We start from the raw sequence: 18,066 nt of genomic DNA on the forward strand, positions 1-18,066 counted from the left end.
GCGGGGCCGTTGCGATCGAGGGCGCGACAATAGGCGCTTGCTAGTTAGGTAAGCCTGACCTATACTCGGTTTCGGCGTCAGGATCGTGGGAGGCCCCGAGGGCTGCGGTGGCCCCCGATCCGCTGCCGGTGGTGGGTTCTGTCGAGAGTGATCGGTCGACAGAGCCCACCACCTCCGTATTCGGGCGGGTCGGTCAGTCGGTCATGCCCCACAGCATGCGGATCCAGCCTGGGTAGCGGGCGCTTTCGACGTCGTAGAGCTGCATGTCCAAGGGGGTTTCGCCGCGGGGGGTGCGGAGGCGGATGAGTCGTTCGCCGGGGTGGTCCAGGTCTTGGGCTCGCGACCACAGGCGGCGGAATTCGGGGTTTCGGCCCAGGGCGCGCAGGAAGTCGCCGGACCAGTCGGGGACGTCGAAGGCGGCGATGCGGGCGCGCAGCACCGATACCGAGGCGTGGGCGGCGGTTTCGCGGTCGAGCAGGGCGGTCGCGGCGCGCGGGTCGTCGAGGAGCCAGATGAGCCAATTGCCGCCCTCGGTCAGGCCGGGGAAGGCGCGGCGCGCGGCGTCGTTCAATGCCAGGACGTGCCAGCGGGAATCGAAGTAGCCCGCGGGATCAGGGGCGAGTCGCTCGAGTCGGCGCAGCCGGTCCGGGGTGATGGCCGCGCGCAGTTCAGCGAGGTCGGGTGCGGCGGGGTCGGGCAGTCCGGCCAGGTCGTACAAGTAACGCCGAGAGCGGTGCGAGACCGGCTGGACCCGGTCGAGGCAGCCGCACAGGGCTTCGACGACGGCCTGGGTGGGGCGACCGCGGCGGCCGAGTTCCAGGTGGGTGATGTAGCTGGCGCTGACACCGGCCGCCATGCCCAGGCGTTCGCGTGACACCCGGCGCTCGTCGCGCAACCGCCGCAGTACCGCGCCGAAGCTCGGCGGTTGCACGGCCGCGGCGTCGATATCCGATGTCAGGCGGCCCGGCTCGCGCACAACCGGTGTATCCGCGATCGAAATCGTCGCTACGCCTTGCATGTTCGTCATGCGTCTCCCGCTCCTTTCCGCTATGGCTGTGACCCCGAACACCAATCAAGTTAGGTGTACGACCGAGTACCAAGGGTGCTGTCCGTGCCAGCCAATCGACTCACAGCGACCACTCGGTTTGGAATGCGGGCCGAGTGGGGAACCGGATTGGCGCGCAGACACTCTGAGTCGACTGCTGTGCACTCACGGTCATGGGCTTCGACTCCGGCGCGTCCTATGGTCGATTCGGGTGGGCGACGCAGTGAGCCGCCTCGCCACCCGGTTTCACAACGCGGCCGGCCGTCGACGACGACCCGCCTGCACGGTGATCGTGCGGCCGGCCGCGAGAAAACCATCCGTGGAACGCGTCCCATGCCACGGGCATCGACGCCCGCACTCTGGCGGTCCAGGATTCACCCGCACATCGACACCAGTTGTCGCACACCGCTCTCCGGGCGTAAGCCCCGCGCGATTCCCAGCGCCCCGCGGGTGTGGACCGTTCGGCACATCCGTCGCCCGCACCGCCGGAGTCGACATTCTCGCCCGCCCGGAAACCTCGATCGGAGAACCCGCATGACATCCGACCGCCGCCCGGACCAGGTCCGGCCGCTGGGCGCCGAGGGCGCTCTGGAGCTGATCGAATTCCTCACCGGCACCGCGAAAGCGGCGCGGATCACCCGGGACGCCGGCCCGCGCTGACAGTGCGGCTCGAACGAGTCGCCGACGCTCTGGAACCAGACGATTCGCCCGCCGCTGTCGGAGAACGGCGGCACCACCGGAATCGGCCATGGGGAAACAGCTCTCGCGGCGGCGCTCACCGCGCTGGATCCGGCCCATGTGCGCGTCATCGTGCGCCTCGACCCCGGTCGGCTCCTGGACTTCGCGCAATCCTCACAGCGCTTCCCCGGCGTCGGTGAGGTCGTGCTCTGAGTGCCTCGCGGGCGCCCATCGGTGCCGAGCATCGCGAATATGCTTGTCGCACATCGTCGGCCCTGAGTGCCGCGAATCTTGCCTGCCGTGCACCGATAACGCTCCGACCGGCCGGGGTCGTGAACCGGCAACCGACACGTATGGTGGCGCTCGCAAATTTGCTGTGGGCGCACGATTGTCGCCTCTGCGTGCCGTGCGAATGGCACGCAGAGGCGAGTCAGGGTGACGAAATCACAGGTCACTTGTCCGACCAGTTCTATTCGCCCGACTTTTCAGTACTGCACTCCTCGTAATGGCCGCTCCGCGCATGCGGGGAGTTGGCCTGGAACTTTCTAAAATCAGGCCGTTCGTAATGTTCAGCACGAAGCTGGAACTCGAGTGCGGGCGAGTTCCGAGGGGAGTTGAGATGGCTGTCCTTTTGGATGCGGAGTCGTGCCCGGTCGAGAATCGGCACGGCCTCGTCACCGACCTCGCCAAGTCGGTGGCCCTGCAGGTGGACGCGGAATTGCTGGATCCACCGGAACGCATAGTCACCCGCCACGAGAAGTGGCGGCTCGGGGTGGCAACCCTGCACCGGATCCAGATCTCGGCAGTCCGGGTCCGCCGGACGCCCGCGCAGGTGCTGCGAACACCCTCGTCCGCGGTCGCGGTGGTCTTGCAGAAGCAGGCGGTCCGGCATCACTACCAGAACGGGCGGCACACCGTCACCTCGCCGGGCGAATGCGCCCTCTGGGATTTCGCCACACCCTTCGAAGTCGGCTGGGACGGGCTGGGCGAATCCTGGTGCATCGCCGTGCCGCGCGATCGGCTGGGAGTGTCGGGCGAGACCCTCGCGGCCGCCACCGGCCGGCTGCGGCACAGCCCGCTGCACGACATGATCGCCGGGCAGATCACCGAACTCATCGAGGGCGCCGAGGCGCTCGAACGCGATCCGGCCGCGGTCATGGTGGGCCAGTGCTGCGTCGAGATGGTGCGGGCGCTGCTGCTGTCCGCCTCCGGACCCGCGACCGGTGACGAGACCCCCGCCCACCAGCAGGCCGTGGTCCGCGAGGTGCAGAACTACGTGCGCCGCCACCTCAACGACCCCGACCTGAAGGTCGAGCAGATCGCCGCGGCCCACAACATGTCCGCCCGCTACCTCTACCGGCTGTGCGCGAACGCCGGAATTCGCCTGGAGCAGTGGATCATCGGCGAACGGCTCGCGGCCGCACGCGCCCTGCTGGTGGATCCGGCCCACGGCGGGCGCACCATCAGCGCCATCGCGCACACCGTCGGTTTCCGGGACGCCACGCATTTCACCCGCCGGTTCCGGGCCGCGTACGGCATGACCCCGCGGGACTGGCGCTACGCCGCGGCGACCGCCTGAGCGTCAGCTCGCGGACCCGCCGACACCCCGCGCCTCGGCCCGCCATTCGCTCGGGCCGACGCCGTAGGCGGCGCGGAAGCGGCGGGTGAAGTGGCTCGCGTCGCGAAATCCCGCGGCTCGCGCGATCCAGCCGATGGTGCGCTCCGTGTGCCGGGGATCGGCGAGCATGCGACGCGTCAGCTCCAAACGTTCACCGATGATCCACTGCTGCATCGAGACTCCCTGCTCCGACCACAGCCGATACATCCGGCGCACCGAGATGTGGTGCGCGGCGGCGACTTCCGCCGCGGTCAGGTCGCGACGGCGCAGATTCAGGCGCAGGTAGGTCTCCATCTGGCGCAGCAGCAGCGGGGCGGGCAGCCCGGCCCCCTCCACCGGTTCGGCTCCGGCCGCCGAGAGCACCAGTGCGCGCACCATATCCACCCCGGCCCGGCCCAGATCGGCAGCGCCCGGGTCGTTCTCGATGGTGTCCGCGCGGGTCATGAGGTCGACGATGAACGACGAGACCAGCGGGCACAACGGGCTGCGGCGCAGACCCAGCGCCGCGGTGCGCACGACGTCGCCCGGTAGTTCCAGCTCGTCCACCGACATGCGCAGGCTCACGCTGATCGACGCGCCGCGCATCACCGACACGAACGGGTTGTCGTGGTCGATGGCTCCGCAGTCCCCCGGCGCGAGCACCTCCTGAATGCCGAAATGTTCGTGGATGCGGGTGCCGCCGATCTGCCGCGTCACCGAGAACAGGCCCGCGGGAGTGGTCCGGACATGCTTGGGGGTCCGGAGCACGTCGACCCCTGTGGTCTCGGCCCGCAATACTTCCACCGGCCCGAACAGCCAGGCTTCCAAACGGCCGTGGGCCCCACCGCGATCGGCGAAGCGGACATCGGCGGCGGCCACGGTCTCGGAGGCGACGGCGGCCAGAGCGTCCGCGCGCTCGTGCCGGGCCAATGCCGCGGTATCGAACACGACCGCCATCCACGCCTCCACCAGTTCGATCCGACGCGGTGCGGGCACCCCTCGGGATGCCCGCACCGCGGTCGGAACAGTAGCAGCAGCAAGTGGGCAGCACACCATTGTGCAGATAGCCCGCGAGTCCACGGCCCCGGCGCATGAATTGCACCGTCAATGCATCAAGATTGTTTGCCGCACAGTCTACTTGCGAGACCCGGACGGGCGCGACACAGCACCGAATCGACGGCTACAGCAAACCGGTGGCGTGGCGATTGGACCGACGGGTCTACCTGACGCAGGCGCGGCGCACCGGTAGACCGCGGTCCTCGAAGGCGGCCAGCATGGCCTGGCCGCGACGCGCGCCCTCGGAGGAGGACGTATTGGCCAGGGCCGGAACGTAGGTCGCCGCACCCACCACCGATTCCGCGACCAGCCCCCAGAAGCGCCGCACGCCCAGACCGGAGCAGTGCGTCATCGCCTCCTGGATGAGAGTCAGCGCGGGCAGGCAGCGGTGCGCGAGCCAGACGTAGAGCGCCGGCTCGCACGGCAGCGCCACCACACCGTCCTGACCGGCGAGCGGATCGCCGTCCAGCACGCGAATGGTGGTGTCGGACAGCCCGGCCCAGTCGATGCCGCCGTCGTTGTCGGTGTGGATCCACAGGTTCTCCAAGCCCGGATCCCACGCGCGGCCCTCCGACACGACCATGGCCATCACCCGGCCCACCACCGCGTGGATCAGCGCGGTGGCCACCACCTCGGCGGCGATGTCGGCATTGCTCATCTCCGCGGCGTGGCGCCGGTACATCAGCTCGATGCGGCCCTCACGGATGCCGGCGGCGAGTCGCCACCATCTGCGTTTGCCCTGGTCGACCATGGCGGCGACGGCGTAGACACGCGGGTGGTCGGGTTGCAGGGCGCGCAGGCGGTGACAGGCCGTCCCGAAGGCGAGCCTGGAATCGCGCGGCGGGCACACGGTTACGGGTTCGAGCATCGAACCTCCTCATTCATCGACTATTCGGCCAATGTGGGGACCAAAGGCGTGGAGCATGGACAACGCGTACGAGAAGATAGGTTAGGCTTACCAGACTTATCGACCATAGAACGTGTCAGGAGTAGTTCGTCACCGTGCCCGCCGTAGTCACCACCAGACGGCGACGTCTGTCCGGACTTCTCGTTCTCGCCGTGCTCCTGCTCGGCGCACTGGCCGCCAGCATCGCCCTGGGTACCCGCAATCTGGGTCTCGGAACCGTCTACGACGCGCTCACCTGCCCTGGCGGACTCCCGCTTTCGTGCCCGGCCACCGACACCGCCGCCCAAATCGTGCGCGAATTGCGGCTCCCCCGAACCGGACTGGCCCTGATCACCGGGCTGGCGCTCGGCATGGCCGGGGCGCTCATCCAGGGCTACACCCGAAACCCCCTGGCAGACGCCGGACTACTCGGCATCAACGCGGGCGCGGCGTTCCTCGCGGCGCTGAGCATCCACCTGCTCGCGCTCACCAGCCCGGCGCAGTACATCTGGTTCGCGTTCGCGGGCGCACTGCTCGCGGGCGCGGTCGTCTTCGGCATCTCAGCCCTCGGCGGCGGTAAGGCGAGCCCGCTGAGCCTGGTCCTCGCGGGCGCGGCCGTGACCGCGTTCCTGCAGGCCATGACCAATATCGTTGTCCTCCTGGACGGGACGGCCCTCAACACCTACCGCTACTGGGTGGTCGGCGACGTGGCCGGGCACGACGCCACCACCTTCCGGCAGGTCCTGCCGTTCCTCGCGGTCGGCGTCATCCTGGCCCTGACCTGCGCCCCGACCCTGAACCTGCTCGGCCTCGGCGACGACGTGGCCCGTGGCCTCGGCGTCGACATCACCCGCAGCCGCGCCCTCGGCCTGGCGGCGGTCGTCCTGCTCGCGGGCGCGGCCACCGCCGCCGTCGGCCCCATCGCCTTTCTCGGCTTGATCGTCCCCCACCTGGCCCGGGCGTTCACCGGCCCCGACTACCGCTGGCTGCTCCCCTACTCGGCGTTGCTCGGCGCGATCGTCCTGCTCCTGGCCGACACCGCGGGCCGATTGATCGCCCGCCCCGGTGAACTCCAAGCGGGTGTCACGCTCGCAGCCCTCGGCGCACCCTTCTTCCTCCTGCTCGTCCGCCGCCGAAAGCTGGTGAGCCTGTGACACTCCCGACACCTCCCAACACCGCCCCCGACGCTGTGAGCTCGGGCGACTCACCGGCAAACCCTTCGACGGGCATGCTGCGAGCGGTTCGGCCCGCCGTGCGGGTGGGCGGATTCTCGTCCGTGCTGCGTCCGATGGCAGTGATCACCGTGATCTCGCTGGCGGCCTTGCTGTTCGGATTGTTCGCGCTGGACATCGCGGTGGGTGAGTTCCGGATTCCGCTCGGGCGGGTACTGGATGTGCTGGGCGGGGGCGGGACTCGGGCGCAGCGATTCGTGATCATGGATTCGCGGCTGCCCCGGGCGCTGACCGCCGTGGTGGTCGGGGCGGCGCTGGGGCTGGCGGGCGCGGTGACGCAGTCGATTCTGCACAACCCCCTGGCCAGTCCGGATCTGCTCGGCATCACCTCCGGTGCGAGCGTCGGCGCGGTCGCGGTGCTGGTCGGGCTCGGTGGGGCCGGGACGGGGACGGCTGCGGCGCTCGGGGTTTCGGGGGCGGCGCTGGCGGGTGGACTGCTGACCGCGGTGCTCATCTATCTGCTGGCCTGGGGACGGACCGCGTCCGGGGACGCCGGGGTGATGGGATTCCGGTTGGTGCTCATCGGGATCGGCGTCAACGCGGCGCTGCTGTCGGTGGTGAGCTGGCTGCTGACGCGGGCCACGCTCACCGACGCCGCGCACGCCCAGCAATGGCTGACCGGGTCGCTGAACATGGCCGACTGGTCGAGCCTGATCCCCGCCTCGATCGGGTTGGGGCTCGCGCTGCTCGTCACCGCCGGATCGGCGCGCACGCTGGCCGCGCTGCGGTTCGGCACCGACACCACCCGCATCCTCGGCGTCCGCATCCAGACCCAGCAGGCGATCCTCATCGCCGCGGCGGTCGGCTGCACGGCGCTGGCGACCGCCGCGGTCGGCCCACTCGGCTTCGTGGGCCTGGCGGCGCCGCAGATCGCGCGGCGGCTGCTGCGCACCCCCGGTGAACCGGTCATCGCGTCGGCGCTGGTCGGAGCCGTCGCCGTGGTCGGCGCGGACCTGCTCGCGCGCACCGCGTTTCCGGTGTCGCTGCCCGTGGGCGTGGTCACCGCGGCCGTGGGCGGACCGTTCCTGCTGTATCTGCTCGTTCGCACCAACCGGAAGGCGACACTGTGACTTCGACGTCGGCTCCCGCGACTTCTAAGGTGGCACTGTGACTCTCGCTGCGGAATCCCTCACTCTCGGCTACGGCGAGCGGATCATCGTCGACGGACTGTCGGTGGACATCGAGCCCGGGCTCATCACCACCGTCATCGGCCCCAACGGCTGCGGCAAGTCCACCCTGCTGCGCTCCCTGGGCCGGCTGCTGCGCCCCAAGGCGGGCCGGGTCCTGTTGGACGGCAAGGCCATCGCCACCATGAAGACCAAGGACATCGCCCGCGTGGTCGGCATGCTGCCGCAGACGCCGGTCGCGCCCGAGGGCCTCACCGTCGCCGATCTGGTCGCCCGCGGCCGCCACCCGCACCAGTCCTGGCTGCGGCAGTGGTCCGCCGACGACGAGACCGAAGTGCTGGCCGCCCTCGAACAGACCGGCATCGCGGACCTCGCGGGCCGCACCCTCGACGAGCTGTCCGGCGGCCAGCGCCAGCGCGCCTGGATCTCCATGGCCCTGGCCCAGGGCACCGACATCCTGCTGCTCGACGAGCCGACCACCTACCTCGACCTCACCCACGCCCTCGAGGTGCTGGACCTGGTCGACCGCCTGCACGACGACCTGGGCCGGACCGTGGTCATGGTGCTGCACGATCTGAACCTGGCCATCCGCTACAGCGACCGCCTCATCGTCATGCGCGACGGGCGCATCCAGGCCCAGGGCGCCCCGGCCGACATCATCGACGCCGAGCTGCTGCTCGAGGTGTTCAATCTGCGGGCCGAGGTGCTCGAGGATCCGGTGTCCGGGCGGCCCATGATCGTGCCGATCGGCAACCGTCACGTCATCGTATGAGGAATCCCACACCAGCAACCCGCCGGTTACGACGACCTGTAGTACGCATTGCTGTCGTTGCCTCCGTAAGCTGGTGGGATGGCAGGTCTTGGTGAACTCGAGAAAGCGGTCATGGACCAGTTGTGGTCGGCCGACGAACCGCAAACGGTCCGGCAGGTCCATGAAGCCCTCGCTGAGCGTCGTGAACTCGCGTACACCACGGTGATGACCGTTCTACAGCGCTTGGCGAAGAAGAACCTCGTCGTCCAGCAGCGCGACGACCGCGCACACCGGTACGCGCCCGTGCACACCCGCGACGAACTCGTCGCCAGCCTCATGTTCGACGCGCTGCAGCAGGCGGACGAGGTGGGCAGCCGCCGCGCCGCGCTCGTGCACTTCGTCGAGCAGGTCGGCGCCGACGAGGCTGACGCATTGCGCGCCGCACTCGCTAAGCTCGAAGCCACCGAGGTGGCGCGCAAGGACAAACCCGAGTCCGTTTAGCTGTACCCTCGGCCCGAGCCCCACAACGCAGTGAGCTGAGGACATGGACTGGACAGCGCCGGTATTCGCCGGTCTCGCCTTGTTATTGGCGGGACCGGTACCAGCGCTGCTCTCCCGGTCCACCTGGCCCTTCCGCAGTCCCCGTGCCGCACTGGTGCTCTGGCAGGCCATCGCACTGGCCGCGGTGCTCAGCGCCTTCGGCTCCGGCCTCGCCATCGCCTCCCGCCTGCTGGTCCCCGGCCCCGACGGCCGGCCGACCACCACGCCCAGCAAGGAAATCGACGTCCTCGGCCTGCCGCTGTGGCTGGGCCTGGTGCTGGTGTTCGCGCTCACACTGCTGGTCGGGGCGCGGCTGATCTGGTCGGTGATCCGGGTCGGCATCCACACCCGCCGCCGCCGCGCCCGCCACCGCATGCTGGTCGACCTGCTCGATCAGTCCAGCGTGCAACGCAAATCGGCCGACATCCGAGTGCTCGCGGCCACCGAGCCGATCGCCTACTGCCTGCCCGGGCTGCGCCGCCGCGTGGTGCTCAGCCAGGGGACGGTCACCAATCTGACCGACGAGGAACTCACCGCCATCGTCAGTCACGAGCGCTCGCATCTGCGCGCCCGCCACGACCTGGTGCTGGAAGCCTTCACCGCCGCGCACGAGGCCTTCCCCCGCGTGGTCCGCTCCAAGTCCGCGCTGGACTCGGTGAAACTGCTCATCGAACTGCTGGCCGACGACTCCGCGGTCAAGGTCACCGGCCCCACCCCGCTGGCCCGCGCCCTGGTGGCCTGCTCGAATTCGCCCGCCCCGCAGGGCGCGATGGCCGCGGGCGGACCCAGCACCCTGATCCGCATCCAGCGCCTCGCCGGTCCCATCGGCGACCTGCGCATCGCCGTCGCCGCCTACCTGGCCGCCGCCGCGATCCTCGTCGTGCCGACCCTCGCCGTCGCGATCCCCTGGCTGGTCGAGGTCAGCCGCCTGGTCAGCCGTGCCTGAACCCGCTCCGCCCGCCCGCGAATCCGACTCGGGCGCGGACGGTTCCGCCGTGCCCGGCGGCGCACCCGGCTCCCTCGACGCCTCGTCCACTCGCCGTGGCGCCCGAAACCGACCTGCGGCGACACCGAGCACAGCTCCTGCCGACACACCGAGAACAGCTATGGAGGACACCATCCACACCGACCCGACATCCGCGGCCGACCCGGCATCCAGCACGGCACGACCGGCATCCGCGGAGATGCCGGCCGGGCCCGCGGGAACGGCAGGCGATGTCGGCGGCAGCGCCGGAGCGGCCGGACACGGAGGCCGCGCGGGCGGTGCGGCGGGATCGCCCCCGATCCGATTCGCGGATCTCGGTCTGCCGCCGGTGCTGGTGCAGGCGCTGCGGCGGGGCGGGATGGATTCGGCGTTCCCGATTCAGGCCGCGGTCATTCCCGATATTCTCGCGGGCCGCGACGTGCTGGGCCGGGCCGCCACGGGGTCGGGCAAAACGCTGGCGTTCGGGTTGCCGATGCTGGTGCGGCTTTTCGGCGCGCCCAGCGCCCCCAAGCGGCCGCGCGGTCTGATCCTCGCGCCCACCCGGGAACTGGCGATCCAGATCGAAGCGGCGCTGGACGAACCCGCGCTGTCGCTGGGCCTGCGCCTGGCCACCGCGGTCGGCGGGCTCCCGATCAAGAAGCAGGAGGAGCGGCTGGCGCGCGGCGTGGACGTGGTCATCGCGACACCGGGCCGGTTGACCGACCTGCTCGGGCGGAAAGCGGTGCAGCTGGCCGATATTCGGGTGGTCACCGTCGACGAGGCCGACCACATGGCCGAACTCGGCTTCCTGCCGCAGCTCACGGCCCTGCTGAACAAAGTGCCCGATGACGCGCAGCAGCTGTTGTTCTCGGCGACGCTGGACGAGTCGATCGACGGGCTGGTACAGAAGTACCTCCGCGAACCCGCCACCCACGCGATCGGCGCGACCACGGCGAAAACCGCACCGGCGGGCACGGATTCGGCCGCGTTCGGGACGAGTCCGGCATTGGGCGCGGATTCGACCACGCAGCACCCGGGTTCGACCACGCCGGGCGCCCCGGCCATGGGCGCGGCGTCGCGGGGTGAAGCCTCGGCCCTACTGGGAGCGGGCTCTCCGGGCATGGGCGCTGCCGAGGCGGGTACCGGTTCGACAGCGGCGGCCACGGGTTCGAGCGCGGTAGACGCTAGCGCCACGGGCGGCACGGTCGTCGGCGGGTTCGGGAGAGTAGCCGCTGGACCCGATATCGCCCACTACGCGCTGCATGTGCGGCGGCCGGACAAGCGGGCGGTGGTCAGCGAGATCGCCGCGCGGCCGGGGCGGACGCTGCTGTTCGTGCGCACCCAGCACGGGGCGGACAAGCTGGCCCGCAAGTTGCGGGAGATCGGGATCGGCGCGGTCGCGCTGCACGGCGGAAAGGCACAGAACCAGCGCACCCGGATGCTCGCCGCGTTCGCCGACGGGACCGCGCCGGTGCTGGTGGCCACGGATGTGGCGGCGCGCGGGCTGCACATCGACGATGTCTCGCTGGTCGTGCACGTCGATCCGCCCGCGGACCCGAAGGACTACCTGCACCGCACCGGCCGGACCGCGCGGGCGGGCGCGTCGGGCACGGTCGTCACCATCGTCACCCCGGACGACCGGGAAGAGGCGGCTCGGCTCGCGGAGCGGGCGTCGGTGACCCTCACCGATGTCGAGGTGCGGCCGGGCGATCGCCGGCTCGTCGAGATCACGGGTGCCCGGCGCCCGAGCGGCCGTCCGATCGCCGATCCCTCGGCCCCGCCCGCGCCCGAGCGGAAGGCCGACAAGGAGCAGCCGCGGTTCCGGCAGCAGCGGCCGCAGGGCGAGAGTCGCACGCACAACAAGAAGCGCAAACCGGGTGCGGCCCGGCGTTCGTCCCGCTGAGTGGCGACACGTTTGTAGGTTCCTACGACACGCGCAGGCGAATCGAGCGGCGTTTCCGGCAAATCCGACGAGATTGAGATAACTCGGGGGCCGAAACAGGGTCTAGCAACTATTTAGCAAACGACTCGGGGGCTCAGGGGCGGGCGCGTTCAGGACTCCCGCGACGGGCCGAGGAGAGTGGGCGCAATCCGTTCGAACCCACTGCGGCCCAAGCCGATCGACAGCGGCCCGGCGCAGGCGGCGAGGAACCGGCCGCGAGGCCCGCCACCCTCACCGCGTCCGCGCTCGGCGGTCAGATCAAGTCGGGGTTGCCGTCGATGACCTTCAGCTTGTGTTCGAAACGGTCGATGCGCCAGCCCTTTTCGGTGCGCCGCAACCCCAGCACGTAGCTGCCGACGAACCAGCGGGTGGCGCCGCCGGTGGCGTCGTTCTTCACGTGCACGGCGATGGCGTCGGCGTGCGCCAGCGCGGTATCGCCGGTGATCTCGATGAGCTGATTGCCCGCCTGGTGGTGGACGGCGTCCAGTGCGCCCAGCCCGGCGGCCCAGGCGTCGACGATGTCGCCGCCTGGCTGCGGCCCGACCGGACCGCCGAAACCGTTGTCGAAGAACACCTCCGGCGCGAGCACCGACTCGCGCAGGTCGGCCCAGCGGGCCTGATCGCAGTAGACGAAGAGTTTGGTGATGGTGTCGCCGACGTCCAGTCGATCGGCGAGCGCCGCAAGATCGGTCACGATCGCGAACGCTAGGACACCCCGATTCGCGCGGCAATCGGAATTTCCTTGGCAAGTCGCTGGCGAACGCACAGCATTCAGCTACCATGGTCCAACGTGCAGTTTCTTCCCGGGCAGACCCCGCCCTATGACCTGACCTACGACGACGTCTTCCTCGTCCCTCGCCGGACGGATGTGGCGTCCCGTTTCGATGTCGACCTGTCCACCTCGGACGGGACCGGCACCACCATCCCCCTCGTGGTCGCGAACATGACCGCCGTCGCCGGCCGCCGCATGGCCGAGACCGTGGCCCGCCGCGGCGGCATCGTGGTGCTGCCGCAGGATCTTCCGATCCCGGCGGCCGCCGACACCATCGCCTTCGTCAAGAGCCGCTCGCTCACCGCCGACACCCCCGTCGTGCTGGATCCCGAGCAGTCGGTGTCCGACGCGCTGGCGCTCATCCACAAGCGCGCCCACGGCGCGGTCGTCGTGGTCGAGAACGGCAAGCCGGTGGGTGTGGTCACCGAGGCGGCCTGCGCCGACGTGGACCGTTTCGCCCGCCTGAGCACCATCGCCGACGCCAACTTCGTCAGCGCCGCGGCCGACGCCTCGCCCCGCGACATCTTCGATCTGCTCGAGGCCAAGCACGCCCACCTGGCCGTGCTGGTCCACGCCGACGGCACCCTCGCGGGCGTGATGACCCGCACCGGCGCCATCCGTACCGGCATCTACACCCCGGCCACCGACACCGCGGGCCGGCTGCGCATCGCGGCCGCGGTCGGCATCAACGGCGACATCCCGGGCAAGGCCAAGGCCCTGGTCGACGCGGGCGCCGACGTGCTGGTCATGGACACCGCGCACGGCCACCAGCAGAAGATGCTGGAGGCGCTGGCCTCGGTGGCGGCGCTGGATCTGGGCGTGCCGCTGGTCGCGGGCAATGTGGTCTCCGCCGAGGGCACCCGCGATCTGATCGAGGCGGGCGCGGACATCATCAAGGTCGGTGTCGGCCCCGGCGCCATGTGCACCACCCGCATGATGACCGGCGTGGGCCGCCCGCAGTTCTCCGCGGTGGCCGAATGCGCCGCGGCCGCCAAGGAATTCGGCAAGCACGTGTGGGCCGACGGCGGCGTCCGCCACCCGCGCGACGTGGCGCTGGCGCTCGCGGCCGGCGCGGCCAACGTGATGATCGGCTCCTGGTTCGCGGGCACCTATGAGTCGCCCGGCGACCTGCGCACCGACCGTGACGGCAACCGCTACAAGGAGTCCTTCGGCATGGCGTCCAAGCGGGCCGTGGCCGCCCGCACCGCCACCGACTCGGCGTTCGACCGGGCCCGCAAGGCGCTGTTCGAGGAGGGCATCTCGTCCTCGCGCATGCGCCTGGATCCCGAGCGTCCCGGTGTCGAGGACCTGATCGACCACATCACCTCCGGTGTGCGCAGCTCCTGCACCTACGCGGGCGCGCGCACCATCGGCGAGTTCCACGAGCGCGCCGTGCTGGGCATCCAGTCGGCCGCCGGTTTCGCCGAAGGCCGTCCGCTGCCGTCCGGTTGGTGATCGTTCCCCGTTGGTACTGCACAACCCGAACCCGGCGGGTCCGCTCGGATCCGCCGGGTTTCGTATGCGCGGACCCCGTTCGGCGTGTCACGCCCGGTCGCCGCCGGACGATTCCCGGCGACCATCCACTGTGATACGGCCCCGCCGTGCGGAAACCGGCGAAGCCGCCCGGTAGCATGGCCTGACCGGACCCAGGAACTGGGTATCCGTGGCGTATCTCCGCCAGCAACCCCTGCGAAAGGAACCAGTTGTCACCCGCGTCCCAGGGCGCTTCACAGGAGGGCTCCTCTACCGAGCCGGGTGACAAACCCGGCTTCCCCGCAATACCGGCTTCGGAAACGGCCGGGTGGTGCTGACCGTGTCGGTTCTGCTCACCATTCTCAGTCTGCTCGGATTCATCGCTCTGACCGCCGGCACGGCGTTGTTCGTGGCCGCGGAATTCTCGCTCACCGCTCTGGAACGCTCCACCGTGGAGGCCCACGCCCGTGACGGCGACCGCCGGGCCCGGCAGGTGCGCCAGGCGCATCGCACGCTCTCGTTCCAGTTGTCGGGCGCTCAGCTGGGCATCACCATCACCACCCTGATCACCGGTTACATCGCCGAGCCCGTGCTGGCCCGGCTGCTGGAGCCGATGCTGAGCGCGTTCGGGCTGGGCGCCGGGACCGCGCAGGGCATCTCCCTGGCGCTGGCGCTGATCATCGCCACCTCGCTGTCGATGATCTATGGCGAGCTGGTGCCCAAGAACATCGCCATCGCCTCCCCGCTGGAGACCGCGCGCTGGACCGCGGGCCCGATGATCGCCTTCTCCACCGTCTTCAAGTGGATGATCAATTTCCTGAACGGGGCCGCCAACTGGGCGGTGCGCCGAATCGGCATCGAACCGGCCGAGGAACTCCGGTCGGCCCGCTCACCGCAGGAATTGGGTTCGCTGGTGCGGACTTCCGCGCTGCACGGGGCGCTCGATCAGCGCACCGCGCAGGTGGTGGATCGGTCGCTGCAGTTCGGCGACCGCACCGCGGAGGAGTTGATGACGCCGCGCATGACCATCGAAACCCTCGATCAGGACTGCACTCTCGCCGATCTGATCGACGCCGCGCGTGAAACCGGCTACTCGCGGTTCCCGGTCGTGGACGGCGATCTCGACAACACGCTCGGGTTCGTGCACATCAAGCAGACCTTCGTGCATCCGGTGAAGGATCGCCGCCAGATCACCTTGAAGTCCATCGCGCAGCAGGTGCCCGTGGTGCCGGCCAGCCTGGACGGCGACGAGGTGCTCGAGCGGGTGCGCCGCGACGGCATGCAGGTGGCGCTGGTGGTCGACGAGTACGGCGGCACCGCGGGCATCGTCACCATGGAGGATCTGATCGAGGAGATCCTCGGCGACGTGCGCGACGAGCACGACGAGGAGGAACTCGATGTGCGCCGCACGGCCAACGGCTGGAACTGCTCGGGTCTGATGCGCATCGACGAGGTGTCCCGCACCACCGGATACGACCCGCCCGAGGGCGAGTACGAAACCTTGGGTGGCCTGGTCCTGATCCGTCTGGGCCGGATCCCCGAAACCGGCGACGAGGTGCTGCTGCCCCAACCCGGCAACAGCCAGCTCGAGCACACCCACACGCGAGGCGGCTGGATCGCCACCGTGGAGCGCATGGACGGCCGCCGCATCGACCGCGTCCTGATCCGGCCGATCGACGCCGAGGCCCTCGCGATCTGGGAGCAGAATCATGGGTGACCTGTACGCCGTCCTGTTGACGTTCCTCCTGTTACTGGGCAACGCGTTCTTCGTCGGCGCGGAGTTCGCGTTGATCTCCGCGCGCCGTGACCGGCTCGAAGCGCTTGCGGCGCAGGGCAAACGCAGCGCCAATACCGTGATCGAGGCGGGCCAGAACCTGTCGATGATGCTGGCGGCGGCGCAGCTGGGCATCACCATCTGCTCGATCCTGCTGGGCCGGGTGGGTGAGCCCGCGGTGGCGCACCTGCTGGAGAAGCCGTTCGATCTGCTGGGCGTGCCGGATTCGCTGCTGCATCCGATCTCGTTCGCGCTGGCATTGACGATCGTGGTGATCCTGCACATCCTGCTCGGCGAGATGATCCCGAAGAACATCGCGCTCGCCGGTCCGGAACGGATGGCGCTGCTGCTGGTTCCGCTGCACCTGATGTGGCTGCGGCTGGCCAAGCCGTTGATCGCGGTCTACAACTTCGCGGCCAATATCTCGCTGCGGGCATTGCGGATCGAGCCGAAGGACGAGCTGGATTCGACGGTGTCGTCGGACGAGCTGGCCGAGATGTTCGGTGAATCGCGCTCCGAGGGGCTGTTGGACGAGGAGGAGCATCGTCGCCTCACGCAGGCGCTGGGCTCGAGCGATCGGATCGTCGCCGATGTGATGGTGCCGCTGGCCAAGGCCCGCTCGGTGCCGTTGCGCGGCGACGGGACCACCCTCGGTGACATCGAATCCGCTGTCGCCGAGACCGGTTTCTCGCGGTACCCGGTCCGGGCGGACGACGGTTCGCTGGTCGGCTACCTCCACGTCAAGGATGTGCTCGACCTGACCGCCGACGAGGACGCGGGCCCGGGCACTCCGATCCCGCGCACCGATATCCGTCCGCTGCCCACCGTCAGCATGGGCACCACCTTGTTCGAGGCGCTGGCCCGCCTGCGCCGTACCAACTCCCACCTGGGTCGTGTGGTGGACAGCCGCGGCAATACCGTCGGCATCGTGGCCCTGGAGGATCTGGTGGAGGAGTTCGTGGGCACCGTCCGCGACGCCACCCACCGTCTCGCCGAATGATGAACACCCGCATCGATTCCCCCGTGCTGTCCGGTCCCGCGTGGCGGGACCGGGCGGCCGCCCACCGCGCCCGCGTCGACGCGCTGCTCGGCCCGTACCTCGACCGGCGCGCGGCGGGCACCAAGCACCCGGTGATCGACTTCCTGTTCACCTATTACGGCAACAAGCCCGCCCAGCTGAAACGCTGGCACCCGGGGTTCGGTGTCGTGCTGACCGATGCCGAGGAGTACACGGGATCCCGCGGCTACCAGCAGATCTCGGTGGACTCCCCCGACGGACCGCCCGCCACCGGCTGGACCGCCGATCCCGCCTTTCTCGAAAAGCGCCGCGACACCATCGAATTCGTCGCCTCCCTGTTGTCCGCGACCGCCTCCCGTCCGGCTCAGCTGTCCTGCTTCGGCCTGCACGAGTGGGCCATGGTCTACCGCACCGACGATGTCCGACACCAGCAGGTCCCGCTCCGCCTGGGCTCCGCCGGCACCGACGCCGTCGTCGAATCGATGCAGATCCGCTGCACCCACTTCGACGCCTTCCGCTTCTTCACCCCCGCGGCCGTCCCCCTCAATATCGAACCCCTCACCCGCGACTCCCAGATCGCCCGTGAGCAACCCGGCTGCCTGCACGCCAATATGGACATCTACAAGTGGGGCTTCAAACTGACCCCCTTGATCAGCTCCGACCTGCTGTTCGACGCCTTCGAACTGGCCTGCGCCGCCCGCGAGCTCGACATGAAGGCCAGTCCCTACGACCTGCTGGACTACGGCTACGAGCCGATTCGCATCGAAACACCTTCCGGCCGAGCCGAATACGTTCGCGGCCAAGCCGACATCGCGACCCGATCGGAACTCCTGCGCACCCGCCTGCTCGACGCCGCGCGACACCTGCTGAGCGTGTAGGCGCGAATGACATCCCGGATTCGATGCGTTTGCGAACAAATGATATTCGTGACCGGTATGACGGTTTAGTCCTGCTTCCGAATGGCGCTGACGTGCACTATTATCAGGAAATCTCGACTGCGCACTGGCCGATTGGCACATTCGACTACAGGTTCGGACGGCTAAGGAATTTGGGGGGCAAGGTTGGATAGGGCACCTGGTCGGCGCATCTGACAGGAACAGTGCCACGCATCCGTCCCAGGTCGGCGGATCGCCCACCGTCGTCATATTCGACAGTTCCTGCTGTCGTCGGCGCGTGCCCGCGCCCAATTAGAAGACCAACTGGCCTCGTTC

16 protein-coding genes are annotated in these 18,066 nt (G+C 69.5%); 12 read left to right on the forward strand and 4 right to left on the reverse strand.

Going from position 1 to position 18,066, the window contains the following annotated elements; genetic code table 11:
* Positions 1 to 193: 193 nt before the first annotated feature.
* Positions 194 to 1,027 (reverse strand): helix-turn-helix domain-containing protein, encoded by an 834-nt coding sequence (locus ACQPYY_RS19955; RefSeq protein ID WP_379103953.1) that lies wholly within the window; start codon positions 1,025 to 1,027, stop codon positions 194 to 196.
* A 552-nt stretch (positions 1,028 to 1,579) separates the two neighbouring features.
* Between ACQPYY_RS19955 and ACQPYY_RS19960 the strand changes: the two genes are divergently transcribed.
* Together ACQPYY_RS19960 and ACQPYY_RS19965 are read left to right on the forward strand one after the other, a co-directional pair.
* Entirely contained in the window at positions 1,580 to 1,705 is a 126-nt protein-coding gene (locus ACQPYY_RS19960) for a hypothetical protein (protein ID WP_433590528.1), read from the forward strand.
* A 637-nt stretch (positions 1,706 to 2,342) separates the two neighbouring features.
* The gene (locus tag ACQPYY_RS19965) at positions 2,343 to 3,302 is read left to right on the forward strand and encodes a helix-turn-helix domain-containing protein (protein WP_433590529.1); all 960 of its coding nucleotides are present in this window, start codon (positions 2,343 to 2,345) and stop codon (positions 3,300 to 3,302) included.
* 3 nt (positions 3,303 to 3,305) lie between these two features.
* Here the strand turns inward: ACQPYY_RS19965 and ACQPYY_RS19970 are convergent, their stop codons facing one another.
* A complete protein-coding gene (locus tag ACQPYY_RS19970; RefSeq protein ID WP_433590530.1) occupies positions 3,306 to 4,334 on the reverse strand; it encodes a helix-turn-helix domain-containing protein in 1,029 nt (342 codons plus the stop codon).
* Positions 4,335 to 4,539: 205 nt separating this feature from the next.
* A complete protein-coding gene (locus ACQPYY_RS19975; RefSeq protein ID WP_433590531.1) occupies positions 4,540 to 5,244 on the reverse strand; it encodes a hypothetical protein in 705 nt (234 codons plus the stop codon).
* Positions 5,245 to 5,378: 134 nt separating this feature from the next.
* Between ACQPYY_RS19975 and ACQPYY_RS19980 the strand changes: the two genes are divergently transcribed.
* The 6 genes from ACQPYY_RS19980 to ACQPYY_RS20005 all read left to right on the forward strand — a co-directional run bounded on the left by ACQPYY_RS19980 (position 5,379) and on the right by ACQPYY_RS20005 (position 11,779).
* Positions 5,379 to 6,416 (forward strand): FecCD family ABC transporter permease, encoded by a 1,038-nt coding sequence (locus ACQPYY_RS19980; RefSeq protein WP_379103968.1) that lies wholly within the window; start codon positions 5,379 to 5,381, stop codon positions 6,414 to 6,416.
* A gap of 74 nt (positions 6,417 to 6,490) precedes the next feature.
* The gene (locus tag ACQPYY_RS19985) at positions 6,491 to 7,564 is read left to right on the forward strand and encodes a FecCD family ABC transporter permease (RefSeq protein WP_433590532.1); all 1,074 of its coding nucleotides are present in this window, start codon (positions 6,491 to 6,493) and stop codon (positions 7,562 to 7,564) included.
* Between the two features lie 37 nt (positions 7,565 to 7,601).
* A complete protein-coding gene (locus tag ACQPYY_RS19990) occupies positions 7,602 to 8,393 on the forward strand; it encodes an ABC transporter ATP-binding protein (RefSeq protein WP_379103972.1) in 792 nt (263 codons plus the stop codon).
* 78 nt (positions 8,394 to 8,471) lie between these two features.
* Complete coding sequence (locus tag ACQPYY_RS19995) at positions 8,472 to 8,873, forward strand: BlaI/MecI/CopY family transcriptional regulator (RefSeq protein WP_379103975.1); 402 nt, start codon at positions 8,472 to 8,474, stop codon at positions 8,871 to 8,873.
* A gap of 43 nt (positions 8,874 to 8,916) precedes the next feature.
* Entirely contained in the window at positions 8,917 to 9,858 is a 942-nt protein-coding gene (locus ACQPYY_RS20000; protein WP_433590533.1) for a M48 family metalloprotease, read from the forward strand.
* A 397-nt stretch (positions 9,859 to 10,255) separates the two neighbouring features.
* Positions 10,256 to 11,779 carry a DEAD/DEAH box helicase gene (locus ACQPYY_RS20005; protein WP_433594686.1) on the forward strand — a complete coding sequence of 508 codons (1,524 nt, stop codon included), beginning with the start codon at positions 10,256 to 10,258 and terminating at the stop codon, positions 11,777 to 11,779.
* 292 nt (positions 11,780 to 12,071) lie between these two features.
* Here ACQPYY_RS20005 and ACQPYY_RS20010 read toward each other — a convergent pair whose 3' ends face one another.
* The gene (locus ACQPYY_RS20010) at positions 12,072 to 12,512 is read right to left on the reverse strand and encodes a nuclear transport factor 2 family protein (RefSeq protein WP_433590534.1); all 441 of its coding nucleotides are present in this window, start codon (positions 12,510 to 12,512) and stop codon (positions 12,072 to 12,074) included.
* 96 nt (positions 12,513 to 12,608) lie between these two features.
* On the opposite strand from ACQPYY_RS20010, the gene ACQPYY_RS20015 reads away from it, so the two are divergent.
* From ACQPYY_RS20015 to ACQPYY_RS20030, 4 genes are all read left to right on the forward strand, one after another.
* A complete protein-coding gene (locus ACQPYY_RS20015) occupies positions 12,609 to 14,045 on the forward strand; it encodes a GuaB1 family IMP dehydrogenase-related protein (RefSeq protein WP_433590535.1) in 1,437 nt (478 codons plus the stop codon).
* A gap of 358 nt (positions 14,046 to 14,403) precedes the next feature.
* Positions 14,404 to 15,780, forward strand: a complete 1,377-nt coding sequence (locus ACQPYY_RS20020; protein ID WP_433590536.1) for a hemolysin family protein — start codon at positions 14,404 to 14,406, stop codon at positions 15,778 to 15,780.
* Positions 15,773 to 16,837 carry a hemolysin family protein gene (locus ACQPYY_RS20025; RefSeq protein ID WP_379103989.1) on the forward strand — a complete coding sequence of 355 codons (1,065 nt, stop codon included), beginning with the start codon at positions 15,773 to 15,775 and terminating at the stop codon, positions 16,835 to 16,837. Before ACQPYY_RS20020 ends, ACQPYY_RS20025 begins: the two co-directional genes overlap by 8 nt.
* Positions 16,837 to 17,733, forward strand: coding sequence for a 3-methyladenine DNA glycosylase (locus ACQPYY_RS20030; protein WP_433594687.1), 897 nt, complete (start codon positions 16,837 to 16,839; stop codon positions 17,731 to 17,733). The genes ACQPYY_RS20025 and ACQPYY_RS20030 overlap by 1 nt, the downstream gene beginning before the upstream one ends.
* The last annotated feature ends 333 nt before the right edge of the window (positions 17,734 to 18,066 follow it).

Origin of the sequence: Nocardia sp. CA-145437 (assembly GCF_050956485.1) — a bacterium.
GTDB lineage: Bacteria > Actinomycetota > Actinomycetes > Mycobacteriales > Mycobacteriaceae > Nocardia.